The sequence below is a fragment of the Adlercreutzia murintestinalis genome, assembly GCF_943192905.1.
GTDB lineage: Bacteria > Actinomycetota > Coriobacteriia > Coriobacteriales > Eggerthellaceae > Adlercreutzia_A > Adlercreutzia_A murintestinalis.
The window spans coordinates 1-25,590 of the sequence record NZ_CALPCC010000003.1 but is presented as its reverse complement, the minus strand read 5'-3'; the positions used below and the strand labels follow the sequence as shown (position 1 = coordinate 25,590).

The window sequence follows — 25,590 nt, the reverse complement described above, 5'->3', positions numbered from 1 at the left end:
TCTTCCCACCATCGGCATGCGTCTCCATACCTGCGCAGCGCACGCACATCCCAACGTCGCTGCGAAGCGCACGTAACAGGCGGGCCGCACGCGCGGCACATGGTGTGCGGCGGTGCCATAAAACCGAGCCGCATCAAGCATATATGAGATAATCGCCTCATGGAGGTAAACGCCGAAACACTGCGAACGCGAACCCGACGAGGCATCGCCGCGGCATTCTGCTGCTATATCATGTGGGGCCTGTTCCCCCTGTATTGGAAGCTGCTGGACCACGTCAACTCGTTTGAGATCATCGCGCAGCGCATGATCTGGTGCTTCGTCTTCACCGCCCTCATCTGCTTCATCGGACGATGGGATTTCATCGGGCTTTTGAAGGACCGGCGCGCACTGCGCTACCTCATTCCCGCCGCTATGCTCATCACGGTGAATTGGAGTACGTATATCTTCGCCGTGGATATGGACCGCATCGTCGAGACGTCTATCGGCTACTACCTCAATCCCCTCGTATCCATCGTGCTCGGCCTCATCATCTTCAAGGAGCGCATGACGCCGCTGCAATGGATAGCGGTGGCGCTCTGCATCGGCGGCCTTTCGCTCTTCATCGCAGGATACGGTGAGATACCGTGGATCTCGATCATCTTGGCGATCAGCTTCGGATTGTACGGTGCCGTCAAGAAGAAGGGCGGCTACCCTCCGGTTGAGGCGATCGCGGTCGAGAGCGCGGTCATGATGCCCTTCGCGGTGATCTTCGCCGTTGTTCTTGCTGCCACGACCGGCGGTTGCGCCTTTCTCGGAGATACCGGGGACGCCGCAGGATGGACGACAACGGCCCTGCTCATCGGAGGCGGCGCGATCACGGCCGTGCCGTTGATCCTGTTCGCAACGGCAGCGAACTCGATACCGCTCGTTCTGCTCGGGTTCATTCAGTACGTCAGCCCCACCATCGCCCTCATCATCGGCGTGCTCGTGAACGGCGAGCCCTTCACGGTGGCACACGCGGTGTGCTTCGGATGCATCTGGGCGGGCTTGGCGCTCGTCGGCATCGATGCGGTGCGCACGAACGTGCTGGCGGCCCGCCATACGAAAGCGGAACACCAGCATAACCGATAGAAAAGGCGTCCTCACATCAAGGTATCATCTCTGAGCATCTGAGAGAGGTCGCTGCGAACCAACCGGAACGCGCCGAGCGCATATGCGCCGCTCACAAGCGCCCCGACAACCACGAGATAGCCCAACAAGATCCCATAAGGGAACGCAGCAAGAACCGCCTGGGGACTCTGACGTGCAAGATATGCAAGCAGAACAGCAGCACCCACCAAAAACGGCAGAGCCATCACGACCGGCCTTACGATCGTGCAAAGACCTTCGACCATGAGCATCTTGAAGATGCCTGAAGGGGTCATGCCAAGAGAGCGCAGACGCGCGAACTCGCGGCGGCGCTGATACAGAAAGCCGAGCGCCTGCGCGAAGATGCCCGCGATGCCGATCAGTGCCAATATGGCACAAAATCCACCGGCTACCATCGTATAGCCATCCCAGATCGCTTGCGAGCGCTGCTCGTCAGCTGCCATATCCACGAACGTGAAATCGGCGTATCCTGCCCTGCGCAGCGCTCCCACCACCGCTTCATACAGCGAATCCGTTGCACCATCGCGCGCTTGCAGGTACAGACGCATGCCCTTATCAGATGGCTCGACCATGGTTGAAGCGGCAAGCTCGTCGATCCGATGCGCAAGAGCATCCAGATCGGCTGCCGAAGCATCGGGTACATCCACCACGGCATCCCACGCAATTCCATAGCGCTCGTAGTAGGTCTGCTGGACGCTCAGATGCGATACCGTCATGAACGAGAGAAACAGACCGAGCACGAGAAACGCTAGCCCAAGCGCAAGGGACGCCGAACGCAGAGCACCCCGCCGCTGGCGCATGGAGTCTGCGGCCAACTCGCCTTCGATCCCAAACGCGCATGCCAAAGACCAACGACGGCGCGTGGGCTGCTGCGGTGCTTCCAGACCACCTGCGATGGCGGCAAGCGGCCCGATGTGGGACAGTTTGCGCGCTGGCAACCCCGCCGATACGAGCACCGTGATGAGCACGAGCACAACGGTAGCTGCCAACAGCAGCGGATGATACTGGAACGTGAGCGGCACGTTCTCTGCAACGCCAATCTGACGTGCAAGGTCGCTCGCTGCGGCAACAAACATACGCGCTGCCAGTGTTCCAAGACCAATGCCGAGCGCAGCGGGCACAAGGCTCAAGAGCAGCGCTTCGCATACCAACATCGAGCGCACCTGGTGCGGTGTGGCACCAGCTGTGACCAAGAGCCCGAGCTGGTGCAGTCGTGCTTGCATGGATGCGGCGAAGGCATTGCGGATGATGAGCACCAGCGCAACGCAGGCGAGCAACAGCACCACGCTATACAGCGCAGCGCTCACCAAAAGCTCATCGCCCAACTGAGCGATCCAGTTAACCCCTTCCGCCTGAGCCTGCGCCGCAGAATCGGCTAAGAAGTTATAGAGCACGCAGGTGAGCATTGCCAAGAGAAGCGAACTGACGCCCACCGTGACGGCTATGGTGGCGCTCGATGCGCGATTGCCGCGCACCATGTCAAGCATCAGATATCGTCCCACCGTGCTCACCGCCTCGATTCATCGGAGATAAGGCGGCCGTCCTCCATGACTATGACGCGATCGGCTTTGAGCGCCACGGCCTCGTCGTGCGTGACGATGACCGTGGTCTGATGGAACGACCGATGCGCCAGTTTCAGCAGGTCGATGATTTCGCGTGAGGTACGCTGATCCAAATTGCCCGTTGGCTCGTCAGCCAACAGCAGCATCGGCCGATAGATCAGCGCCCGCGCGATGGCCACCCGCTGCTGTTGCCCGCCAGAAAGTTCGGAGGGCATGGCGTCCAAGCGCGACGCGAGGCCAAGCGCCTCTACGATCTCTGTGAAGAAGCGGGGATCGACCTCCCGCCTATCGAGCAGCAGTGGCATGAGGATGTTCCGCTTGACCGTCGTCGTTGGAACGAGATTGAAGAACTGATAGACGATGCCCACCTTGCGCCGACGAAAGAGCGCTGCTTGCGTCGCATCCAGCGTCGACACATCTTGGCCATCCACCAACGCTTGGCCGGCTGTGGGAACATCAATGCCACCCATGATATGCAGAAGCGTTGACTTGCCCGACCCGGACGCCCCCATGATAGCAACGTATTCACCAGCCTCAATGGACAGGTCGACGCCTCGCAAGGCATGAACCGCCGCCGCACCGGAACCGTACGTTTTCTCTACGCCAATGCATTCTGCGAGGGGCATGGGCTGTCTCCTTTCGAGCGGATCGCATCACAGCCCTACTGTACCTAGCCCAAGTGACATCTCAGTGACGATAGAGCCGAATATCGAAACACGCACCCCCGCCAGAACAAGATGAAGCCCGCACGCTACCCTGCTGCAACTCCACGATCTCACGCGCGAAAGCCAATCCTAACCCGGTTGCGCTCGCCGTTGCGCGCGCACCAGTGTAGAAGCGATCGAATACCCGCTCGGTTTCATGCATCCCGAACCCGGGCCCTTCATCGATAATGCGTATTTCGACGAAAAGCGGGCCTGACGTATATTCGACGCGCACGGCAGAGCCCGCGGGAGCATGCTCGATGCAGTTCTTCAAGATGTTCGCAAGCGCCTCGCATGTCCAATGCGCGTCGGCAAGAACCTCGCACGGACCGCTCTCGACGATCTCGAACGACACGCATGCCGCGTCTGCCAGCTCCTCCACGGTATCTACTGCGATGCTCACGAGCGTGAACACATCCTGAGGCGTGCGCACCAAGTTCAATGCACCCGCATCAAGACGCGCCATAACGAGCAGATCGTCGTAGAGCACCTTCAAACGATCGGCTTGCTCGCGAATGGTGCGCGCGGCATCTGCGAGTGCAATCGGATCGTGCGGATCAAGACGATCGGCAGCAAGCGAGAGCGCCGCAAGGGGGGTCTTGGTTTGATGCGCGATGTAGGCGAGATTGCGCGCGAAGCCGTCTTTAACCTGCACCGCGTCGGTCCGAGTGCGCTGGAGCGCCATCACGGTCTTGCCCAGTTCGTCTTGCAAGCGCGACAGGTCATCTTCGCCGGTCGGCAAAAGGGCTGGCGCTGTGCCGAGAGCTGCCTGCTCCAAGTACCGCGTCAGTTCGTCGATGCGTCGGCGCATCGCATGCCGCCGGTGCAAGGCAACCAAACCGACACAGACGATGCCGAGCGCAACGCCGAAACAAGCAGCACCCACCACCGCTATCGTCATAGAGGCTCTTCCAATCGGTAGCCGAAGCTGCGAACGGTTCTCAGATGACACGCCGTCCCTAGTTTGGCGCGCAGCCGCTTGATAGCAACGGTCAGCGCATTATCGCTCACGTAGTCACCCCGCGCCTCCCAGATAGTGGCGTGCATGACATCGCGCGAGACGATGCGGCCCTTGTTCCGCATGAAGAGCGCTAGCAGTTCGTATTCGAGAGGCGTGAGCGCCACCGATTCGCATCCAACCGACACCATATGCGCCCCGGTATCGAGCGCGATTTCGCCGCACGTGAACAACGACGTCTGCGCAGGCGCTCGTCTCAGAAGCGTTTCGATGCGGGCCACTAGCACGTTCATCGCGAAGGGCTTGGTAACGTAGTCGTCCGCACCGCTGCGCAGCCCCTCCACCACCTCTTCGGGATCATCGCGTACAGTGAGCATCATGATGGGCAGCTGCGCATCGCGCCGACGCTGCCACGCGCACAGGGACGGCCCCGCATCATCGGGGAGATTCCAGTCGATGAGCAAAACATCGGGCGTCATCGTAGCAAGAGCCGAACGCGCATCGAGCCCCTGAGAGAACACGCGCACCTGAAAACCTGCGCTGCGCAGACCTTCGCTCACCTGCTCAGCGACGTCAGCATCATCTTCGATATACCATACGATCGCGCTCATGACCCATCCGCTCAGGCACGACTCCAAGCATCCGTCAGTTCCTTTGCTGCCGCATACGGGTCCGCAGCCGCACACACCGCGGATACCACGAAGAATCCATCGGCACCAGCAGCTTTGAGAGGTGCGATATCGGCCAGCTTCACACCGCCGCCCACCACGAATGGCACCGGGCTCACCCGAGCCAATTCCGCAATGTCCTCAAAGCTCTTGGTGATGATGTTGCCTGCGCTATCAAGCCCGCAGTCGCGCTTGGTCTGCGTCTCATGCAGCGGGCCCACGCCCAGGTAGTCTACGAGCCCTGTCGGCATGGTGCGCACATATTCGAGCATTTCATCGGTGCGCGCCGAAAGTCCGACGACACCATCGGGACCGAGCAGCGCCCGGCACGCCTCTGGTGGAATATCAGACTGGCCCACGTGCACCCCATCGACCGCAATGCCCGCATGGCGCGCTGCCAACACCACGTCCAACCGATCATCCACGAGCAGCGCCACCGTGCCCGTGCGCCCAGCATCGGCGATGGCCTGCGCTGCCACTGCCATGCACGCCATGAGCTCCCGAGCGCTGCATTCCTTCGAGCGCACCTGCACGCACGTGAAACCAGCAGCAAGCGCCTTCGCGACCACGTCACCTATCGGGCGCCCGCAGGTGTTCTCCGGCCCGATCACCAGATACGCGGATACGTCGATCTTCTCACGCATGCAGATCATCTCCTAAGATGCCTCGCACCTTCGCCACTTTGCTGTGCATCGTATCGGTGAAACCAGGGCGCAGATCCGCCTTCAAGACGACCTCCGTGCGAATGCCCTTCTCAGCGAGCGCGAACGTGGCCTCCTTCACCACCGCCATCACCGCATCCCACTCGCCCTCTATCTCGGTGAACATGGAGCCCACCTTGTACGACAACCCGCTCTCGCGGATGACACGCACCGCCTGGGACACCTCGTCGGCCAGTTCATCACCCACTCCGAAAGGCGCTATAGCCACCGCAACCAGCACATTCATCTCACACCTCTTCCAATGTCAGCGGGCCTTCAGCGATATCCGCCGGGATGGCAGCCGCCAGCTCGTCGATGAACGCCACCTTGAAGCTAGCAGGAAGCGTGGTACGGGTCGCTGCGCGCGCACCCGCAATGTTATAGAGCACGACCGCCGCCGTTGCCGCAGCAAAGGGGTCGGCACAGGCAGCATACACCGCCGTCACTCCGCCGAGCGAGCACCCGAAGCCGGTGACCTTCTCCATGAGAGCCGAACCACCCTGACAGCGCGCGACCACCTGCCCGTTGGTCACAAGGTCGCAGACACCCGACACAGCCACCGCTCCCCCGGTCCACCGCGCGAGCGCCACGGCTGCCGCACGGGCCGCTTCCACCTCATCGACCGAATCCACACCAAGCGGGCCCGTGCCCGCATCGCCCCCAAGCCCCCACAGAGTGGCAAGCGCGATGATCTCTGACGCATTGCCGCGGATGATGGTGGGCTTGTCGTCTTTCAAGTCGGCCAGCAAGCGCGCGCGCAACGCGCCGATCCCGATGCCCACCGGGTCAACCACCCACGGCTTGCCCGCGCGTCGCGCCGCCGCAGCTGCCGTGGGGATGGTCTGCTCGTAGACCGGGAGCAGCGTTCCCATGTTCAGATAGAGCGCCCCACCGACGTTGACGAGGCGTTCCGCCTCATCGGGCAGATACACCATGGCCGCTGAACCCCCGGCCGCAAGCTGGGAGTTTGCAACGAAGTCCATCGTGACGCCGTTGGTGACCGAACCAGCGAGCGGCTTTTCCGCCCGCACTCGCTCGGCTGCGCATCCAAGGGTGGATCGGAGAACATCGATATCCATGGCGAACCTTTCCCGTACGCTTCCTTGCGTTTCCTATTCTGAGAAGAGATTCTACCTGGCTGACATGGTGTCTGACGCGAAAAACGAGCGCGCAGCGGGGATCGACCCGAAGCAGAGATGTTCCGGTGCAAAGGTGTGGTGGATGAGGGGAAATGGAGCGGGTGACGGGAATCGAACCCGCGTCAGGAGCTTGGAAGGCTCCGGTTCTACCATTGAACTACACCCGCAGCGCATGCGATTATAGCACGTACTCCCCCGTGGCATACCAGCAATGAGCCCGTCGTCGATCGCTGGAGCACAGAGCAGCGCGCGGCGCCACGTCTTTCGTAACCACGGCACCAGCAGCCACCGCCGCCCGACGACGCCCGCGTGCACCGACCTTCATCCTGTCACTCAGCAGATGCCATGTTCGAGTAATCCAGCGCAATGCCGGATGAAGAAAGCCAATCGGCGACTTCGTCTGCGGAGGAATCGGCAGCGAATCTCTTTCCGAGAAGCCATGTTGCACCATGGCAAAGGCTGTGCAAGCTCTCCGCACTCGATCCCATGCTGCTTGAGTGCGAGGTGCAAAACGGCAGGATCGTCTTGCCGAAAAGATCGAAGCCCTCAAGGAAGGTGCTGATGACTCTTAGTGCGTCCGGAATTTGCGAGATCCCCATCGAGACCGATCGTATCGTCTTCATGTGGCGAAGAAGCGCTACAGCCCGCAAGCGCCAGCATGGCATAAGCACCTGTCGCGCCCACGAAAACCCGTCGCGTGATCGTTTTCACGGGTGCCTCCTTTTCGCGATCGCTTTTGTATCAGAGCCTACACGCATCACCTTCATATATCAAGGTTGCATTTTGTACATATTCATATTTAAAGTTGATATATATAATGCAGCGGTAACCCGAGACGAAGGGAACACCTGATGGATATACGATCGATGCAATACTTCTTAGCCATCGCCCGCGAAGGGAGCATCACGAAAGCGGCCGAAGCGCTCCACATGACGCAGCCCCCGCTCTCGCGTCAGATGATCGAGCTCGAAGCGGAGCTAGGCGTCGCTCTGCTCGATCGCAGTGGCAAGCGCGTTACCCTTACCGAAGACGGACGCGTATTCCGCGAGCGGGCTCAGGAGATCGTAGACCTCGCGGAGTCACTGCGGTGCGACATCACCACCGATACCAAGGCCATCGCAGGCGAGATACGTATCGCGTGCGGCGAGACCGATGCCGTTGCGCTGCTTGCGCGCGCCGCTAAGCGGCTTCAAAGCGAACACCCCCACATCACGTATCGTCTGCTCAGCGGAGACGGCGATTTCGTTTTGGAAAAGCTAGAATATGGCGCCGTTGACCTGGGGCTTCTCGTCGTATCAAGCGTCAACAGCGCTCAATTCGATTTTTTGAGGCTTCCTGTTCAAGATACCTGGGGCATCCTCATGAAAGAAGATGACGACTTGGCCCGCAGGAATCGCATCGAGCGCGCCGATATCGTCGATAAACCCTTGCTCCTTCCGTACCGGGCTGCCATGAGCAGCGATCTCATGTCGTGGTTCGGTCCGGAAAAGGCCGAACTCGATGTTGTTGCAACGTATGACCTCGCCTACAACGTCTCTCGTTTCGCGCGGGAGGGCCTCGGTTACGCCGTTGTGCTCGATGGCATCGTTGATGCCACCGCGGGAAGCGGCCTGACATTTCGCCCCCTTGCCCCCCGTCTCAACGCTTCCTTGTTTTTGGTATGGAAGCGCGAGCAGCGCCCATCGCGTGCTGCAAACGCTTTCTTAGAGAAGATGAGAGCGCTCATCGAAAACTCATCGCCGAGCGCTCTCTAGGCTTTTCGGAAAGCACCAGACAAGAAGGGCAGCCCTGGTCCCCTTTCCACTGTTCCTCTCATACCGCATGAGCATGGGTCGGCATATCGCATAGGTGCTTCACTTCTAGCACAGCAAACGATAGCCTACTGTCCGAACAAGAACGCACCGCGCAGTTGCCTGCTCACCTTCGAGCAAAAATCCCGCAGACCACGCTGAGAACAGGAGACCAGATGAACGTCATTGCGATAAACGGAAGCGCCCGAATAGGCGGTAATACCGAAACCCTCATCAATACCGTTTTCGATGCATTGAAGGATGCCGATATCGAATGCGAGCTCGTACAGCTTGCCAGAGCTGACATTCACGGATGCCGTGCTTGTTGGGGCTGCGACGGCACGAGGAATTGCATCCATCACGACGATGCGTTCTGCGAGGTGTTCGAGAAGATGAAGGCTGCCGACGGGATCCTCTTGGCATCGCCTGTGTATACAGGCAATATCTCCACAGCGCTGCAAGCCGTTCTCGAACGCGCGGCTGTTGTGTGCGACATGAATAGAGAAGCGGCGCTTCTGAGCAGAAAGATCGGAGCATGCCTTGCGGTTGCGCGAAGAGGCGGTGCTCTCAACACGTTCGATACGCTCGCCAATTTCTTTCTGCTTCAAGATATGTACGTCGTCGGTTCTTCCTATTGGCCGATCGCATACGGGCAGATGCCCGGCGATGTGGCGCACGACGAAGAAGGGCTCACAACGGCACGGAAGCTCGCTGAGAACATGCAGCACCTTCTCCGGGCGTGCGACCATCATATGGGAGCGTGAGCAGCTTCTTGTGATACCCTGTGCGTCATGGGCGCGGTGATCGACGGATATATCTCAACGTTTAGCGGAAGTTTTAGCATAGCTGTGTTGGTATGGCCGCTGCTCTCGTTGCTGCTCAGCCTTCCGATCCTGCTGTATTTGTACCGCCGCGATGGTTGGCTGCCGCTCACCGCAACACTTGCTGTCTATATGAGCATCCTGTACGCCGCAGGTCTCGTCTGCTTCACCTTATATCCTCTACCCTCAGGCGATTCTGGGCCAGGCATCACCTATGGCATCCCTCCCGTCCTCAACCCGTTGAACTTCATCTCCGATATTGCACAAGGCGGTCTCCGTGCAACCCTTCAGCTTCTTCTCAACATCGTGCTCTTCGTGCCGCTCGGATTCATTGCGAAGACGCTTCTCAAGCTGAAACTGCCATCGGCCTTGGCGCTCTCCCTTGTCGTCACGTGCACCATCGAAACCGCACAGCTCACAGGGCTATTCGGAATGTATCCCTATGCGTTTAGAACCTTTGACGTTGACGACATCATCTGCAACACCCTTGGCGGCCTCGGCGGCTGGGCGCTCGGACAACTTGCGACAAAGCTTATCCTGCAAGGATCAACGCAGATGCCGCCGATCACCCATGAGCCGGGATTCGCGCGGAGGGCAGTGGCGCTGTGGACCGATGCGGCGATCATAGATATCTGCACGGTGATTCCCCGCCTCGTCATCATGATCGGTCTCACGTTGGTGCTCGGCGATACTGTCGATAGCGCACTTCTTGAGCATGTGAACGCAATCGTGTTCGCCGCCTGCTTCATCATCGCCTTTGCGCTCGTCGAGATCATCATTCCGTGGAAGCACCACGGAAGCACCCCAGCTGGCATGTTCTATCGTATGTCGTGCGAAACGCAACAGCGTACAGGCGCAATGCGCGTTGCCTTCTATGCCCTGCGTGCGCTCGTGCTCTTCCTCCTGCTGGTATTTCTGCGCTACAGCGTAGTGCCGCTTGCCCTTTTCTATCTGGTTACGCGCAAGATGCCTTATGACTTCATTCCTTCGAGCGCGCACAGACCAATAAGCACCATAGAATCGATCGGCGACCAAGAAGTGACCGCATGATCGAGATCAGCAACCAGCAGCAAACGGCCACCTGCATAGGGCTTCATCACCGAGAGGCCCACGCCGGGCGCAGCGCAGGCGTGATACGGCTCGGCGTGCGCTACAAACGAGCAGCTACGCTACAATGATCGCATTGATGAGCAACCGCAAGGAGAATCATGGACGAACGCGAACTGCGCTATCTAGAACTGCTCTCCGAAACCTTCCCCACCATCGCTGACGCCTCAGCCGAGATCATCAACCTGAATGCCGTGCTCAACATGCCCAAAGGCACCGAACTGTTCGCCTCAGACATCCATGGCGAGCATGAAGCGTTCTCACATCTGCTGCGCAATGGATCGGGTTCGGTCCGTCTCAAGATCGACGATGCCTTCGGTGACACCCTCACGCCGCAAGAGAAGCGTCAGTTGGCCACCCTGATCTACTATCCTCAAGAAAAAATGGATCTGCTTTTGGCTGAGACGAACGATGAGGGCGCATGGCTTGCTACCACGATCGAGCGCCTCATCGCTGTTGCCAAACAAGCCTCCGGCAAGTACACGCGCTCGAAAGTGCGGAAGGCCCTTCCGCCTGAGTTCGCATATGCCATTGAAGAGCTGATGACCGAGAACAACCATGCCGTCAACCGATCAGCATATCATCGCGCAATCATCGATGCCGCGATACATGCCGGACGCGGACGCGCCTTCGCGCTTGCGCTATGCCAGCTCATCCAGCGCTTTGCCGTCGACCATCTGCATATCGTTGGCGATATCTACGATCGCGGACCCGCACCTGATGCCATCATGGACACCTTGACCAAGTATCATTGCCTCGATATCCAATGGGGCAATCACGATATCGTATGGATGGGCGCCTCGCTCGGGCAGCGCGGCTGCATCGCGCATGTCGTGCGCAACTGCGCGCGCTACGGAAACCTCTCCATCCTGGAAGACGCATACGGCATCAATATCTTGCCGCTCGCCTCCTTCGCGACCAGTGCTTATCGCGACGACCCTTGTGTGGCGTTCGGACTGAAAGGCGATCCCGATCTCCCCGAGCGTCAACGCGAGGTGAGCATCAAGATACAGAAGGCTATGGCCATCATCCAATTCAAAGTGGAAGGGCAGCTGATCGACGCGCATCCTTGGTTCGGCCTTGAAGATCGCAAGCTGCTCCATCGCATCGACCATGAACAGGGTACGGTAGAGGTGGACGGCGTCGTATACGAACTGACCGACACCGTATTTCCCACCATTGACCCCACCGATCCCTACCGGCTTACCCCCGAGGAAGCATCGGTCATGGAGCGCCTTGAGCAGTCGTTCATGGCAAGCGAGAAGCTGCAACGGCATATGCGGCTGTTCCTGGAATGCGGCAATCTCTACAAGATATCGAACGGCAATCTGCTCTTCCATGCCGCCGTCCCCCTGAATGAGGATGGATCTCTCAAAGAAGCGAATGTTTGGGGAAGCCCCTACAAAGGTCGTGAGCTCTATGATGTGCTCGAAGCGCAGGTGAGAGCAGCTTTTTTCAGCGCCGATGAGAACGAACGCATGCGCAGCCGCGATGTGCTCTGGTGGCTGTGGTTGAGCCCTACCTCTCCTCTCTTCGCGAAGAGCAAGATGGCCACCTTCGAGCTATACCTCATCGCAGACAAAGCGGCGCGCAAAGAGGTCAAGAATCCGTTCTACGCGATGCTGGACGACCCTGATGCCATGGCCGTCATCTTCGAGGATTTCGGCATGGATCCGGCCAGTTCGCGCATCATCTGCGGGCATGTGCCCGTAAAAGCGAAGGACGGCGAGGATCCCATCAAATGCGACGGCCGCATGCTCACCATCGACGGCGGTTTCTCGCGCGCATATCAACCAACTACCGGCATTGCGGGATATACGCTGATCTCCAATTCGTACGGGTTCGTGCTCGCAGCCCACGAGCCGCTCAGCTCTGCCGCCGCTGCTGTCCGCGACGAGCTGGATATCCATTCATCGCGACGCGTCGTGGAGCAAGTGGAGAAGCGCACGCTTGTGGCTGACACCGATACCGGCATCCGCCTGCAGCAGCGCGCAGATGAACTCGGGCGCCTGGTTGAAGCGTATCGCCAGGGTCTCATCCCCGAACGAAAGGTTCGCTAGACGCTCGCAGGGTACGCTCGTGCCCTTGTGCGAGCATCCCTTCAGGTCTCTGACCGCAGTTCGGCGTCTCGTTCGCCTCGCATTCCTACTGGGCCGCTCACGCAAGAAGAGCCGCACGAGGCGGCTCTTCGACAGTGCGTGGTCGGGACGACAGGATTCGAACCTGCGACATCCTGCTCCCAAAGCAGGCGCGCTACCAGACTGCGCCACGTCCCGCAAAGCGCCTTGCATTCTAGCATACGAAGAGCACTCAAGCGAACCGATGCCGTTCACATGCGGCGATCAGAGCACGTATTCAAACAGATCGAGATCGACCGTGCCGAGATCGTCGTAGAAAACGGGCCATGCGCCATGATTGACGAACCCGAGCCCCTCGTAGAGCCCATGTGAGCGCACGTTTTCAACGAAGGTATCCAGCTGAAGCGACTTCATTCCTTCCTCACGCGCCGCATCGATCGCCTCTGAGAGAAGCTGCTTGGCGAACCCACGCCCATGATAGGCGGGCCTCGTGGCTACCGCATGCACGATCCCGATGCTCTCAAGCGGCGCTTTGATGCGCCAAGGTGCCTGTTCATAGCCGGGTGCGCGCGTATGATCGATGACCAGCGCACAAGCAATGCAGCCATCATCGGCGATGCCAATGGTAAGGTAGCCCCGCTCAACAGACTCGCGCAGAAAAGCATGGCTGGGATGCTCGTCGTGCTTCCAAAGAATGTCGAAGTCGGTTCCTTGCATCTCGTCGATCATGTTCGTATAGAAATCCATAACGGCATCCATGTCGTCCTTGGTTGCCTTGCGCACGGTCAATGTATCCACATGATCACCTTTAGCCGATCAGCGTTTGAGCCTGATGAATATGGTGCGCCTGACAGGACTCGAACCTGCAACCGTCGGATTAGAAGTCCGATGCTCTATCCGTTGAGCCACAGGCGCACGCTCATTCGCAGCAGATCACTGCATAGGCAGATTATATACCTCTTCGAGACTCTTCTTGAGCTCGCGAAGCGCGCATCCACGATGAGATATCGCCGACTTCTCATCTTGCGGCACCTCGGCGAATGAGACGGCGCCCCCAAACTCGTCCGGGAAGAACAGCGGATCGTATCCAAATCCGCCCGCCCCTTGAGCCTCATGACCAATGCGACCCTCCACAGACCCGGTCGCGCACACCTCATTGCCCTCTTCGCCAACGAACACCAACGTGCATACGAAGCGGGCCTGCCGCTGAGCGTCGGGCACGCCTTCAAGCCTGCTCAACAAGAGCGCGTTGTTCGCAGCATCATCGGCATCCTCGCCCGCGAACCGCGCGGACCGCACACCCGGCGCTCCATCGAGCGCATCCACTTCTAATCCGGAGTCGTCCGCCAGCACTGGCATGCCGCCTGACACCTCATGGGCCGCCCACGCCTTGATGCGCGCGTTCCCCGTGAACGAATCGGCGTCCTCGGCTGGATCGGAATCAACTCCTGCCTCACGCAATGTGACGAACTCCCATCCAGGCAAATCAAGCGCGTTGCGTATCTCGTCGGCCTTGTGCGCGTTGTTGGTCGCAAGCAGAACTTTCATCAGACATCCTCTCTGTACGCGGGCAGATCGAGGTGGTGCACCTCTCCGATCGGAAAACCCAGCACCAAGCTACCGAACCGCTCGAAATCCGCCACATCACCACCAGTCGTGAAGAAGCTCCGAACAGCGACCTGCGCGTCATCCGCTAAGGCTTCCCGTCGATGCAGTATCTGATGAGCATCCCGCGCCGCTTCCTCCGCAGATGACACCAGCGTTACTCCGGGCCCCATGGCCTCACCGATCAGATGCCGAATGACGGGATAATGCGTGCATCCGAGCACGAGCGTGTCCAGCGGAAGCTTTCGCAGAGGTGCCAACGTCTCTCGCACCAACGAACCATATGCGGCATAGGGAAAGAGCTCGGCCACATCCGCCGCAGGCTCAACGCCGCTGCGGTGCTGGAGCCCTTGCTCAACCAACTCAACGAACGGTGGCGTCGCAAGCGAGACAACCTCGATTCCTGCATCAAGATGATGTATGGCCCGCTCATAAGCTCCCGATGCTACCGTGCCGCGCGTCGCGATCACTCCCACCGCCCGGCTGTGCGTGGCGTGAACGGCCGCGCGCGCACCCGGCTCCACCACCCCGATAATCGGCACCGGAAACGCACGCTGAGCAGCCTGCAACCCCGCAGCCGTTGCCGTATTGCATGCGATGATGATCAGCTTGCATCCGCGCTCAACAAGCCAGGAGCAGATCTGCAAAACGAATCCGCGCACCTCGTCAAGTTGACGCGGACCATATGGGCAACGCGCTGAATCGCCTACGAAGATGATATCCTCACCGGGCATCTGACCGATCAATTCCGCAAGCACGGTCAAACCGCCGAAGCCGGAATCGAACACTCCGATGGGAGCGCGTTCGCTCTGCGCCATGGTTACTTGTGCACCACGACAACATCGCCGCGCTGGATTATGCCATAGAGCGCCTGTGCCGCGTTATAAGGAAGGTTGACGCACCCGTGCGAGCCGTTGGTCAGATATCGGCTCCCGCCGAAAGACGATTGCCACGTCGCATCATGAAAGCCCACCGAGTTGCCTTTGAACGGCATCCAGTACTGCACGCGCGTCTCGTACTCAGGTTCGCCATCGTCACCGCGTTGTCCCACTAACGTAGCTGGGCTGGATTTGGCGTTCATGGACCATACGCCCTGTGGCGTGGAATTGCCCTTGTTCGGATTACCCGACACCAAAGCGCTCTCCCAGATAATGGTGCCGCCATCGTAGAAGCGCGCGTACTGCTCGGACAGGTCAACGTCCACATAGCGCGATCCCCAGTCTTGACCGCCCACGCCAACAAACCCAGTGCCGCTTTGCACGACAGGAATCGCGATATTCTCCGTGCTTCCCGCCTTCACCGCGGCAACCACTTGGTCGACCAGAGCGGAATTGTCCACCTTCCATCCATAGGTGCCACCAGCTACGCTGACCGCCTTGCCGTCAGGCCGCGTGTAAGAACGATGGCTGCCCACCGTATTGCATGCGCTCGATATCTCCGAGGCCCATGCGGTGAGCGCCGCATCGTCGAAAGCGACCTCAAGCTCAGGACCCACCGACACCCAGGTAGATATTAGCTTCGGGTCAACCTCGGTCACAAGATGATCTGCCATGGTCAGATCGAAATCGGCTTTCACGAAGGCATTGGCAGCTTCGATAGCCACCTGGATACGTGGATCGTCAACCAAGATGGTAGGCTCAATCAGCACCTCATCCGTAAGCACAACGCGATTATCGAAATTGAGCAATCCAGAGATGATCGTTTCCAACAAGCGATCGCTATCGATAGCTGTTCCCTTGACCTCGGGCACCGCCATGTAGTCCCGCGCCGTCTCGTCGAAGGCGATGGTGGCATTCACGGGCATCTTCGCCGTTGCATTGACTGCCTCAAGTTGCGCGCTCACCAGATCAGACAGCCCGCTCGCGCTGATCGAATGGGTGAACGCGTTGGTCAGGTCGCGCGCTTGGAACACATCGAGCGGCCACTTCCAGGGGTTTTCGGCCTCGAGCACATCCTTGGCCACCTGCACCGAATCCGACGACAGGTCAGCCTCAGACGAGGTCACCGTGAAGTTCATGCCCTTCCCAACCACCGAGAAGCTGTATCCATCAAGCGTCTCATCAAGGGTTTGCGCCATCTCATCGGGCGTTTTGAGCGAGAAGTTGATACCTGCAATGTAGGTGTTGGGAAGATAGTGAGAGGAAAACAGCACGACGCCAGCAAGATAGATGATAGCGAAAAACCCAACGATGCTCGCGCACACGATCGCGATCCTGCGCGCACGCGCGCACGCTTGTGGCACACCATCAAGCACCGCAGCCGCGCTATGCAAGCCACCGCCAGAAGAACTTGGTTGCGATTCGAGCGCGGTCGCAGCAGGTACGCTCTCGATCGGTTGTTCGGCAGCCTTGTCGGGCGTATCATCCGGTGCGTTTTGGGGAGCATCATCAGACGCATCCGCTGATGCGTCATCGTTTTCCTTCGCTGCCTCATGCGCGCTTGCGCTTGTCTCGCCGCCCTGAACGGGAGCGCTCGATGATGAAGAGGACCCTGCGGCCATCACATCCGATTTCTTGTCAGCTGCGCCAGCCGCATGCTTTCCCTTGGAACGCTTCGCCATACTGCACTTTCAAGCATAGGTTTACAACGACGGTATTGTACAAAAATCCTCGTAGCTTTGTGTGTGCCTTTCGTGTGCGACGAACACTTTCGTCGGCGGGCGCCCTCCAGCCTCGGCAGTGGTTACAGCCCATCATCAAGAATGCCTCATCATCCCCGCAAAGCAAGGCTAATGCTAAGATTGATAAGATGCACAAACAGAAGGGATGCCACACCTTGGCCGACTACGTCGCCTACTACAGATCGCTCGACTCGGATAGCCGCCACATCAGCGGAATGCTTTCCTTTACAAGCGATGCGCGGCTGGGCACTAAGGCGAATGCTCACGATGCCCGTCTGCGCATGTTGGAAGAATTCGGTAACGAAGCGCTTTCGTGGAGCATCTATCGGATAGATCGCAAGCGCGCCCGCACCGACCAGATGGACGGTCAGCAGCAGCTCGACTTCCGTGAACCAGCCAAACGACGCAAACGCAACACACAGCGCGGCCTGATATAGGAGGATTCAAACGATGAAAAAGCAGCAACTCAGGTTCTTGAAGCGGCTCGTAGAAACACCTTCTGCAACCGGCAGCGAGGAGCGCGTGGCCGAACTCGTGCGCGCAAGATTCTCCGAGGTAGCCGATTGGGTGGAAACCGACACCATGGGCTCGGTGCATGCTACCCTCGATGGTCAAGGGTCAGGGCCTACCTTGATGCTCTCAGCGCACATGGACGAAGTGGGCCTGATGGTCACCTACATCTCGGATGAAGGATTTCTCTCGGTAGCCGCTATCGGCGGAGTAGATGCAGCGATACTGCCGGGCATGCGCATGGACATCCATGCAGCGGGCGCCACCATCCGCGGAGTGGTGGGACGCAAGCCCATCCATCTGATCGAACCAGACGATCGCAAATCCATTACTCCCCTTGATAAGCTCGTCATTGACACTGGCCTGTCCCCTGACGAGGTGAAAAGTCGCATACATGTTGGTGATCCGATCACCTACGGGGTGGGATTCGAGCGATTCGGGCACGGTCTGGCTGTTTCGCGTGGGTTCGACGACAAAGTGGGCGTATTCGTTACCTGTCGCGTCATGGAAGAGTTGGCGACGGCTGGACGCTCGAAAGGCGACTTCACGGCCGCCATAACGGTGCAGGAAGAAATTGGCACGCGCGGTGCCATCACCAGCGCCCATTCGATCGACCCAGATGTTGCGCTCGCCTTCGACGTCACTCACGCCACTGATTATCCCGGCATCGATAAGACGAAGTATGGCGATATCAAACTGGGCGCCGGACCGGTTATCGCTCGCGGCCCCAATATCAACCCTGTCGTGTTCGAGCGGCTGGTTGCTGCCGCAGAGGCAGAGAGCATCCCCTATCAGCTCGAGGCAGAACCCGGCGTCACGGGCACCGATGCGCGCGCTATCCAGGTGGCGCGCGACGGCATTCCCACCGGCCTCATCTCCATACCGCTGCGCTACATGCACACGCCCACTGAGGTCATCTCGCTCAGCGATATCCAGCACGCCGTACGCCTGATCGCGCGTTTCGCTTTAGACATGGAAGAAGAGCCCCACTTCGTCCCCGGTATCGATGGGACGGCGCCCCGCTCGTTCTTGCGCGCTGAAGGCGATCCGTATATCCCGAAGAATGCCAGCGACGATAACGAGCTTGACGCGTTGTTGGTGGCCCTTGAACAGGAGGAAGCGCTCGAGCAGGCCGCTCATGATGATCTGCTGCACGACGATCCTCTTGAAGCGGAGGAACCCGAGCATTCGGTCGAGTACACAGCTGAGATGAAAGAGCTCATCGCGCGTACCGAGGAGGCTAAGCAGCAAACGCAGGAGCGCATGGCCGCGAACGCACATGCCACCATGCCAGCGCAAGCGAGCACGAGCCCGACGAGCATCCCAGATATGGGCGGCATTCACGAAGTGGAAACGGGCAATACCGGAGCGCTCATGCCCGAAGACAACATCCTGCGACCGCGCTTTTAGGGCTTGCCATGACAAAGAGGGACGATACCACCATCGCGAAGAACCGCCGCGCGTTCCACGATTACGAGATCCTCGAAACCTTTGAGGCGGGCATTCAGCTCACGGGGACCGAGGTGCGCTCGCTGCGCGACAACAACGCACAGCTCACTGACGCGTTTGCCCTCGTGCGCAACGGCGAGGTCTGGCTTTCCAACTTCCATATATCACCTTTCGCTAACGGCAACATTGCGAATGTGGATCCGGACCGTCGCCGCAAGCTTCTTCTGCATAAAAAGCAGATACGATATCTCTCAGAGAAAACGCAGGAGAAGGGCCTCGCGGTCGTACCGCTTAAGCTCTACTTCAACAAGCATGGGCTCGTGAAAGTGGAGATAGCGCTCGCGCGGGGCAAGAAGCTCCACGACAAGCGTCGCAGCATGCGCGAGCGCGACGTGAAACGCGAGATAGATCGGGCGTTGAAGGATCGGATGCGCTGACGGATACCGACAAGAGGCGGAGGTCATCATGAACATGGATGAGCAGCTAGAAACGATGGAAGAGGTCGGTCAGACCGAGGCTGAACAGATCGACGAAGAGACCGAGATCGAAGACGTGGCCAGCGATATGGATGAGCTGCTTGGCGAAAACGCCGAGGAAAGCGACCAATACCATGCCTTCGACAGCTTCATCACCGAAAACGAAGCTGACTACGATGGCTATGACCCACATGAGGTTGACGAGACGATGGCGGCTGAAGAAGCCGCACGTGTCGAGAATTCAGAAGGCTACCATATAGAGAGCGCTCATGACCTGGAAGAAGAGGTCATTGAGATGGAGATCGAAGACGGAGACATCCATGCCTATCTTGTTGATGAAGACGACAACGAGATAGGGTTCGTGCTGATCGACGAAGATGGTAACGAGCAAGAATACTACTATGTCGATATGGACGAGTACGAGGTGGTCGACGACGCTGGCGAACCGGACACGAAAGTCGTACGCGCAAGCGATGGCGAGGAATTCGATCTTGGGATCACGCGCGAAGGTGTGGCAGAAGCCACGGCCGACCTCAACGCCGTCTACAAAGAGGGCGCGCAAGTAGCAGCTGAACTAAAGGACACCTTCGCCGAGATCGGGGAAGAGATGAGCTTCCTCAAAAAGCGTCGCTAAGATTCCTGCACGCCATAACGCGCATAGTATGCATCTATCGCCTCTTTGGCCGCGTCGTCTATGATGGTGCGGCCTTCTATGGCGCGATTGTAGAGACACTCCACAACCTCAGCCATGGTAACGATGGATGCTACCGGGAATCCGTAGCGTTCCTCGATCTCTTCTTGGGCGGTCTTGACGCCGTCTCTGCCAACCTCCATGCGATTGAGCGATACAACAAGGCCTGCCACCTCGACCTGACCGGCGGCTTTCAAGAGCGGATAGGTCTCATCGATCGACTTGCCCGAAGTCGTCACATCCTCCACCATGACCACCCGATCGCCATCATGCAAATCGGACCCGAGCAGGTTTCCCGCATCGGCCCCATGGTCTTTCACCTCTTTACGGTTGCAGCAATACCGTACTTCCTTGCCGTAGAGCTCCTGAAGGGCCATAGCTGTTACCACCGCTAACGGTATGCCTTTATATGCTGGTCCGAACACCACATCGAAATCAAGACCGAAGCGATCGTTGATAGCCTGTGCATAATACAAGCCGAGACGATGCAGTTGCTCCCCCGTCACGTAGGCTCCTGCGTTCATGAAGAATGGCGAGGTGCGGCCGCTCTTCAACGTGAACTCGCCGAACTTCAAAACATCGCTCTCTACCATGAATTCAATGAACTCGCGCTTATATCCCTCCATGGCCGCCTCCTTACCCCGCAGGATCTCTAACATTTGCAGCATTTTCCCTCTGGGCTTGCTCTTCGCTCGGATACTCCTTATGCATAGGGTACCAAAGAGGACGCTCTCTCGCGTGCCATACCGAACGCTGCACAGTGGAGAGCACGGATGGCTTCCAAATCAAGAGAGCATGCTTGACCTATTCTCCCTCACGCGATACTATACAAACATATATTCGCTAGAACAAATGTTTGTGGTACGTTATGGATATCGCTCAGAAACTCGAAGTGCTCGCTGATGCTGCAAAATACGATGTAGCGTGCACTTCTTCGGGCGTAACACGTGCTGGTAAGCGGGGGCAGCTTGGTGCTACAAGCTCCGCCGGTTGCTGCCATAGCTTCACCCCTGATGGGCGATGCGTCACGCTGCTGAAAGTGCTCATGACCAACACCTGCATCTACGATTGCGCCTACTGCGTGAATCGGGCGAGCAATGCTGCCATACAGCGCGTGTGCTTCAAACCTCGTGAGTTGGCCGATCTGACTATCGAATTCTACCGCCGCAACTGCATCGAAGGGCTTTTTCTCAGCAGTGGTGTCATCGGAAGCCCCGACGACACGAGCGAGCTCATGATACGAACGCTGCGCATCCTCCGTCACGAATACGCCTTTCGTGGATACATCCACACGAAAGCGGTGCCAGGCACCTCACCTGAACTTGTCTCCGAATTGGGGCTGCTTGCCGATCGTCTTTCGGTGAACATGGAGTTGCCATCCGAGAAAAGCCTGCAGTTGCTGTGCCCACAGAAGAGCAAGGGGACCATCTTGGCTCCCATGCGTCAAATTGCCGATTCCATCGCAGAGGATGCTGAAACGCACGCACTGGTCAGGCGTCGGCAAACCACCTATCTATCGGCAGCCCGTCCAAAACGAGCGGCGCGCGCGTTCGCTCCCGCCGGTCAATCAACCCAGATGATCATCGGAGCCACCCCTGAAACCGATCACCATATCTTGAATCTAGCGGCGTCGTTGTATAAGGGCATGCACATGAAGCGAGTGTTCTTCAGCGCCTACATACCCGTGGTCACCGATACCCGTCTCCCCCAAACCGATCGCATCCAACTCAATCGCGAACACAGGCTCTATCAAGCAGATTGGCTGCTTCGATTCTATGGCTTTGAGGTGGACGAGATCATTGACGCCGAGCATCCTTTTCTTGAAGAAAGCGTCGACCCAAAGGCAAACTGGGCCTTAAACCATCTCGATCTGTTCCCGGTCGAGGTGAACACCTGCTCACGTGAGATGCTCCTGCGCGTTCCTGGCATCGGCGTACGCGGGGCGCAACTGATCGTGAGCGCTCGTCGTCAAAGCACCTTGGGTGAACAGGAACTGCGCAAGATCGGTATCGCCTTCAATCGGGCGCGGTACTTCATCACCTGCAATGGTGCCTACTGTGGCAGCGGAGCAGATTTCAGCAGAGAGTGGCTTTTGGCGCAGCTTAAGAAGCCCATCGAAGGTGGCAGGCACGGCAGACGCGCCGATCGGCTTCTTGCAGGACAGCTGAGCCTCTTTAGTGAAGACCAAAGTGATGCCGCACAGGCCGCCACGCTCCTTCCTGAGAAGGCGTCATAGTGGACGCTCAGCAAAACCCCCTCACAGACCTCTTCGACGAGGTAGCCTATCTCTACGATGGCTCTCTCGAGGGGCTGCTCTCTGCCGTGTTTGAAGCGTACGCCCGCAAAGAGCATCCCAGCGATGTGATCTCTTCCGAGCTCGTACAGCCACGTCTCTCACAACGAATCCACCACGTTGCCACAAACGATATGTTCGCGCGCCGCGTGCAACGCGGTATTGTCAAACGCTGCGGCAAACGCACATTTTGGCAGATTACGAAAGCATCCACCTCATCGGACCCGCGTGTGGGATACATCATCTATCGTTTCATCCGCTATGCCATAGACGAACACGCCGATGCAAGGCGCGCACTCTCGAATCGAGCGCATCCTGCGGTCGCAGATCTCCTTGAGGCCGTTTTGAGCGTTGAGAACGAATGCGAGCGCATGCGTCAGTTCGCGCGCTTTGAACACCTTAAAGGAGATGATATCCAGGTATGGTTTGCAAACGTTAATCCAAAGCATGCGGTCATACCACTTGTGCTTGGGCACTTCGTAGAACGGTTCAACGTGCAGCCGTTTATCATATTCGACGAAACGCATAACATTGCGGGCGTTTGGGATGGTGCGCAACAGCATCTCATACAAATTTCAGCAGCCGAACTGGTATCTCGTTTGCCACATCATTCAGCAAACGAGGTAGCCATGCAAGAAGCATGGCGTACGTTCTATCGCGCAGTATCCATTGATGCCCGCTACAATCCTGAATTGCGTCGCCAATTCATGCCCCTGCGTCTTTGGAAGAACATAACCGAGATGCAAGAAGATATCGCAGAACTGAAACAGATCGACCCCTGCGCTTGACTTGCTGTGCAGAGAGCGTAGAATGCAGTCCACACATCAGGGGCCGACTGGTTTCGACATGGTAGGTCTGAGATGAGGAGCAAGCCGTGGTCTCCTCGCCACGCTAAACAGGGGTACTGTCAAAATTAATTGGCAAAACTAACAATGCTAAGACCGGCTACTACATGCCGGCCGCTATGGCTGCTTAAGTCAGCCATCCGTCAAACTAGAAATTTCCCCGATTCTAGCAAGACGTCATTTCAGGGGAATGCTCTGCACCACGTAGTCGGTATGGGTGTAGAAAAGAAAGAACCGACTAGGAACCTCAACGTTCGTCTGCGAACCGCGAGATTCCGAATTATGAACGCAGACTAAGCTTGTAGCGCCTCATGGAGGATCTAGTATGGACCGGAGTTCGATTCTCCGCGGCTCCACCAAAGTGATATGAGACGAACTCTCGTTTCGAGAGTTCGTCTTTTCTATACTTGACCCTGTCAGAGTGAAATGAGGTGAGCTCTCGCCTGAGGGTCCACCTTCGAGATGAAATCCTCTTCTGAGACACCATTTCTGCCGCATTCCTTGATGCCTTTGGAACCTTTATTGTGTTTGTTCGCGAACGATGCATGAACACTGGCCATCATGCTCTACTTGCAAGCGCGCTCATTCATATCAACTCTCTATGGATTCAGAAGCAGCGCAGTGACAGTGACCCTATCTCATTTTCGTCGCACCTCTTAAACATCATTTTTCCGAACCTAACAAGCCATTGAGCAGGGCTGACACAATGCTGATGATGATGGACGCAAGAAATGCCCACCCGAATCCTTCAATAAAGAATCCCACTTGAAAAATGCCGTTCGCGAGCCATGCTGCAAGATAGAGCATGAACGTATTCACCACGATATAGAAGATGCCTAACGTAAGAACCGTTACCGGCAAGCTCAGCACCTGCAACAAGGGTTTAATGCTGATATCGATGAGCGACAAGAAGAGCGCGAAAATGGCAATAGCTACCCATGCACCATCTCCCCCAATGATGACAATACCAGGCACCAACCATACCGCTACGCCAACCGCGATAGCAGTCACCAACCAACGGATCAAGAAATTCATCACAGCCTCCTTCCAAGCCGCATACACGTATCAACGTCATATCGGAACGTAAGGTAGCATACGCTTTCCCTCTGTCATGCAGCGAATCTTTCCCGATTCCCTACCGTAAAGCAAACCGCGCTCTCCCGAAGGAAAGCGCGGCGGTCATACTCAAAAGGGGCTTTGTACTAATACGTATAGACGCGTGTGCCGAAAGGAATACGGTCATATATCCATTTTGCACAGTTAACATCCAATCGCACGCACCCATGAGAAAGATTCATACCCAACCGTCCATCCCGTATATACTGCGGTGTGGCCGTACGCGCATAGAGCACCGAATGGAAAAGGTAATTGCCGCTGAACTGGGTCCAATAGAAGCAACGTGATGCACCAGAATCGAAATAATACCCTCTGCTCCCGACCGTAAAATACCCCTTCTTCGTGGGGGTGCCATATGCTCCTGGGGAACAGGACCAAGTCTGATTAACGACCCAGCTATTGCTGCTACGGCTAAACACAGTGGTTCGACATGCTGAGGTATCTACCAAAATGAGCCATCCGGTGTTACTTGAGATGCCCTGAGCCCGACGCATCATATATGACGCGGTAGCGTCCCATGCACCATTTGCATAGAAATAATTCCATGCATTATCAACATACTGGCTCCCTGTCAGCATGACCCCGTCTGACGAGCGCAGCCAAAACCAGCTACCACCTACCTTGCGCCACCCAGTCGCCATAGCTCCGTCGCTGTCAAAGTAATACCAACGACCATTGAGAAGCAACCAACCTTTATGAGGTGCATAGTTCGAATCAAAATAGTATTTCTTACCATTGCTCGTTGTCCAGCCGGTTGCAAGACGACCGCCCTTACTGGGATCAGCGAAGAAACGATATCCGCCGAAATTGATCCATCCTGTTCGGATCTTACCTGACGAATCTTTAATGATGATCTTTCCGTCTGAAGTACGCTCGGCACCAGAATTGAGAGCTCCATTTGATCCAGCGAAAGCCAATTTGTTCCCGCCCATGCTAACCCAAGCGTTCTTTACAAGAGCGCCCGAGGCATCTGCTCTATAGGATACATTCGACACTTTGAAGTCGCCAACAACCATCGCTCCCGCTTGAGCAGGGTTGAGATAATACGTTGCTACCCCCAAAGAGAGCCAGCCGGTCTGACGAGCACCATTACTCATAACGTAGTACCAAGTGTTGCCCGTCTTGATCCAACGTTTCGCCAACATAGCGCCAGAGCTGTTGGAGTAAAACCAGCGCTTGCTCGTATCTTGATACCACCCTGTCTTCATGGCACCCGCATTGGCAGGATCGAGGTAGTACCACACGCCTAACCAGAGCCAGCCGGTCTGACGAGCACCATTACTCATAACGTAGTACCAAGTGTTGCCCGTCTTGATCCAACGTTTCGCC

The 25,590-nt window shown here is 57.6% G+C and carries 27 protein-coding genes, 3 tRNA genes and 1 other RNA gene; 13 read left to right on the top strand and 18 right to left on the bottom strand.

The genetic code is table 11. From position 1 onward, the window contains the following. The first annotated feature begins 159 nt into the window (after positions 1 to 159). A complete protein-coding gene (gene rarD, locus NFR19_RS01235; protein ID WP_251211960.1) occupies positions 160 to 1,110 on the top strand; it encodes an EamA family transporter RarD in 951 nt (316 codons plus the stop codon). A gap of 11 nt (positions 1,111 to 1,121) precedes the next feature. Here rarD and NFR19_RS01230 read toward each other — a convergent pair whose 3' ends face one another. From NFR19_RS01230 to NFR19_RS01190, 9 genes are all read right to left on the bottom strand, one after another. Further along, positions 1,122 to 2,630, bottom strand: a complete 1,509-nt coding sequence (locus tag NFR19_RS01230) for an ABC transporter permease (RefSeq protein WP_251211959.1) — start codon at positions 2,628 to 2,630, stop codon at positions 1,122 to 1,124. A 5-nt stretch (positions 2,631 to 2,635) separates the two neighbouring features. After that, entirely contained in the window at positions 2,636 to 3,316 is a 681-nt protein-coding gene (locus NFR19_RS01225) for an ABC transporter ATP-binding protein (protein WP_251211958.1), read from the bottom strand. A gap of 61 nt (positions 3,317 to 3,377) precedes the next feature. Next, complete coding sequence (locus tag NFR19_RS01220; RefSeq protein ID WP_251211957.1) at positions 3,378 to 4,295, bottom strand: sensor histidine kinase; 918 nt, start codon at positions 4,293 to 4,295, stop codon at positions 3,378 to 3,380. After that, positions 4,292 to 4,963, bottom strand: a complete 672-nt coding sequence (locus tag NFR19_RS01215) for a response regulator transcription factor (RefSeq protein WP_251211956.1) — start codon at positions 4,961 to 4,963, stop codon at positions 4,292 to 4,294. The genes NFR19_RS01220 and NFR19_RS01215 overlap by 4 nt, the downstream gene beginning before the upstream one ends. 11 nt (positions 4,964 to 4,974) lie before the next feature. After that, positions 4,975 to 5,664, bottom strand: a complete 690-nt coding sequence (locus NFR19_RS01210; protein ID WP_251211955.1) for a thiamine phosphate synthase — start codon at positions 5,662 to 5,664, stop codon at positions 4,975 to 4,977. Beyond that, positions 5,657 to 5,968 (bottom strand): thiamine-binding protein, encoded by a 312-nt coding sequence (locus NFR19_RS01205; RefSeq protein WP_251211954.1) that lies wholly within the window; start codon positions 5,966 to 5,968, stop codon positions 5,657 to 5,659. The genes NFR19_RS01210 and NFR19_RS01205 overlap by 8 nt, the downstream gene beginning before the upstream one ends. A gap of 1 nt (position 5,969) precedes the next feature. Beyond that, positions 5,970 to 6,800, bottom strand: coding sequence for a hydroxyethylthiazole kinase (gene thiM, locus NFR19_RS01200; protein WP_251211953.1), 831 nt, complete (start codon positions 6,798 to 6,800; stop codon positions 5,970 to 5,972). Between the two features lie 153 nt (positions 6,801 to 6,953). Continuing rightward, a tRNA-Gly gene (locus tag NFR19_RS01195) sits at positions 6,954 to 7,027 on the bottom strand. A gap of 162 nt (positions 7,028 to 7,189) precedes the next feature. Further along, complete coding sequence (locus NFR19_RS01190; RefSeq protein ID WP_251211952.1) at positions 7,190 to 7,459, bottom strand: flavodoxin; 270 nt, start codon at positions 7,457 to 7,459, stop codon at positions 7,190 to 7,192. A gap of 252 nt (positions 7,460 to 7,711) precedes the next feature. Between NFR19_RS01190 and NFR19_RS01185 the strand changes: the two genes are divergently transcribed. The 5 genes from NFR19_RS01185 to NFR19_RS01170 all read left to right on the top strand — a co-directional run bounded on the left by NFR19_RS01185 (position 7,712) and on the right by NFR19_RS01170 (position 12,638). Next, positions 7,712 to 8,614 (top strand): LysR family transcriptional regulator, encoded by a 903-nt coding sequence (locus NFR19_RS01185; RefSeq protein WP_251211951.1) that lies wholly within the window; start codon positions 7,712 to 7,714, stop codon positions 8,612 to 8,614. A gap of 212 nt (positions 8,615 to 8,826) precedes the next feature. Further along, entirely contained in the window at positions 8,827 to 9,414 is a 588-nt protein-coding gene (locus NFR19_RS08955) for a flavodoxin family protein (protein WP_432762711.1), read from the top strand. Positions 9,415 to 9,441: 27 nt separating this feature from the next. After that, positions 9,442 to 10,521 (top strand): VanZ family protein, encoded by a 1,080-nt coding sequence (locus NFR19_RS01175; RefSeq protein WP_251211949.1) that lies wholly within the window; start codon positions 9,442 to 9,444, stop codon positions 10,519 to 10,521. After that, on the top strand, positions 10,518 to 10,649 hold the full coding sequence (locus tag NFR19_RS08900; RefSeq protein WP_285813420.1) for a hypothetical protein: 132 nt from the start codon (positions 10,518 to 10,520) through the stop codon (positions 10,647 to 10,649). The genes NFR19_RS01175 and NFR19_RS08900 overlap by 4 nt, the downstream gene beginning before the upstream one ends. Before the next feature lie 30 nt (positions 10,650 to 10,679). Then, positions 10,680 to 12,638 (top strand): fructose-1,6-bisphosphatase, encoded by a 1,959-nt coding sequence (locus NFR19_RS01170; protein ID WP_251211948.1) that lies wholly within the window; start codon positions 10,680 to 10,682, stop codon positions 12,636 to 12,638. Positions 12,639 to 12,777: 139 nt separating this feature from the next. Here NFR19_RS01170 and NFR19_RS01165 read toward each other — a convergent pair. The 6 genes from NFR19_RS01165 to NFR19_RS01140 form a co-directional block, all read right to left on the bottom strand. Further along, a tRNA-Pro gene (locus NFR19_RS01165) sits at positions 12,778 to 12,854 on the bottom strand. Between the two features lie 66 nt (positions 12,855 to 12,920). Next, on the bottom strand, positions 12,921 to 13,454 hold the full coding sequence (locus tag NFR19_RS01160; protein ID WP_251211947.1) for a GNAT family N-acetyltransferase: 534 nt from the start codon (positions 13,452 to 13,454) through the stop codon (positions 12,921 to 12,923). 41 nt (positions 13,455 to 13,495) lie between these two features. Continuing rightward, positions 13,496 to 13,571, bottom strand: a tRNA-Arg gene (locus NFR19_RS01155). Positions 13,572 to 13,589: 18 nt separating this feature from the next. Then, positions 13,590 to 14,207, bottom strand: coding sequence for an RdgB/HAM1 family non-canonical purine NTP pyrophosphatase (gene rdgB / locus NFR19_RS01150; protein ID WP_251212043.1), 618 nt, complete (start codon positions 14,205 to 14,207; stop codon positions 13,590 to 13,592). After that, on the bottom strand, positions 14,204 to 15,079 hold the full coding sequence (murI, locus tag NFR19_RS01145) for a glutamate racemase (RefSeq protein ID WP_251211946.1): 876 nt from the start codon (positions 15,077 to 15,079) through the stop codon (positions 14,204 to 14,206). Before murI ends, rdgB begins: the two co-directional genes overlap by 4 nt. Before the next feature lie 2 nt (positions 15,080 to 15,081). Further along, positions 15,082 to 16,821, bottom strand: a complete 1,740-nt coding sequence (locus NFR19_RS01140) for a L,D-transpeptidase family protein (protein WP_251211945.1) — start codon at positions 16,819 to 16,821, stop codon at positions 15,082 to 15,084. 215 nt (positions 16,822 to 17,036) lie between these two features. Between NFR19_RS01140 and NFR19_RS01135 the strand changes: the two genes are divergently transcribed. Genes NFR19_RS01135 through NFR19_RS01120 form a run of 4 tightly spaced genes read left to right on the top strand, consistent with a single transcriptional unit; the run spans position 17,037 to position 19,950 of the window. Further along, positions 17,037 to 17,318 carry a hypothetical protein gene (locus NFR19_RS01135; RefSeq protein WP_251211944.1) on the top strand — a complete coding sequence of 94 codons (282 nt, stop codon included), beginning with the start codon at positions 17,037 to 17,039 and terminating at the stop codon, positions 17,316 to 17,318. Between the two features lie 13 nt (positions 17,319 to 17,331). Next, complete coding sequence (locus tag NFR19_RS01130; RefSeq protein ID WP_251211943.1) at positions 17,332 to 18,801, top strand: M42 family metallopeptidase; 1,470 nt, start codon at positions 17,332 to 17,334, stop codon at positions 18,799 to 18,801. An 8-nt stretch (positions 18,802 to 18,809) separates the two neighbouring features. Beyond that, complete coding sequence (gene smpB, locus NFR19_RS01125; RefSeq protein WP_251211942.1) at positions 18,810 to 19,277, top strand: SsrA-binding protein SmpB; 468 nt, start codon at positions 18,810 to 18,812, stop codon at positions 19,275 to 19,277. A 28-nt stretch (positions 19,278 to 19,305) separates the two neighbouring features. Beyond that, positions 19,306 to 19,950 (top strand): hypothetical protein, encoded by a 645-nt coding sequence (locus NFR19_RS01120; protein WP_251211941.1) that lies wholly within the window; start codon positions 19,306 to 19,308, stop codon positions 19,948 to 19,950. On the opposite strand, the gene pyrE is transcribed toward NFR19_RS01120, so the two are convergent. Continuing rightward, complete coding sequence (gene pyrE / locus NFR19_RS01115; RefSeq protein WP_251211940.1) at positions 19,947 to 20,633, bottom strand: orotate phosphoribosyltransferase; 687 nt, start codon at positions 20,631 to 20,633, stop codon at positions 19,947 to 19,949. The two genes, NFR19_RS01120 and pyrE, sit on opposite strands and share 4 nt — an antisense overlap. A 242-nt stretch (positions 20,634 to 20,875) precedes the next feature. On the opposite strand from pyrE, the gene NFR19_RS01110 reads away from it, so the two are divergent. The 3 genes from NFR19_RS01110 (at position 20,876) to ssrA (ending at position 23,504) form a co-directional block, all read left to right on the top strand. Beyond that, a complete protein-coding gene (locus NFR19_RS01110; RefSeq protein WP_251211939.1) occupies positions 20,876 to 22,243 on the top strand; it encodes a putative DNA modification/repair radical SAM protein in 1,368 nt (455 codons plus the stop codon). After that, the gene (locus NFR19_RS01105; protein WP_285813419.1) at positions 22,243 to 23,088 is read left to right on the top strand and encodes a TIGR03915 family putative DNA repair protein; all 846 of its coding nucleotides are present in this window, start codon (positions 22,243 to 22,245) and stop codon (positions 23,086 to 23,088) included. The genes NFR19_RS01110 and NFR19_RS01105 overlap by 1 nt, the downstream gene beginning before the upstream one ends. A gap of 39 nt (positions 23,089 to 23,127) precedes the next feature. Further along, positions 23,128 to 23,504: a transfer-messenger RNA gene (gene ssrA, locus NFR19_RS01100) on the top strand. Between the two features lie 304 nt (positions 23,505 to 23,808). Here ssrA and NFR19_RS01095 read toward each other — a convergent pair. Together NFR19_RS01095 and NFR19_RS01090 are read right to left on the bottom strand one after the other, a co-directional pair. Next, entirely contained in the window at positions 23,809 to 24,180 is a 372-nt protein-coding gene (locus NFR19_RS01095) for a phage holin family protein (protein ID WP_251211937.1), read from the bottom strand. Between the two features lie 167 nt (positions 24,181 to 24,347). Beyond that, a partial coding sequence (locus NFR19_RS01090; protein ID WP_251211936.1) for a L,D-transpeptidase family protein occupies positions 24,348 to 25,590 on the bottom strand: 1,243 nt, incomplete at its 5' end.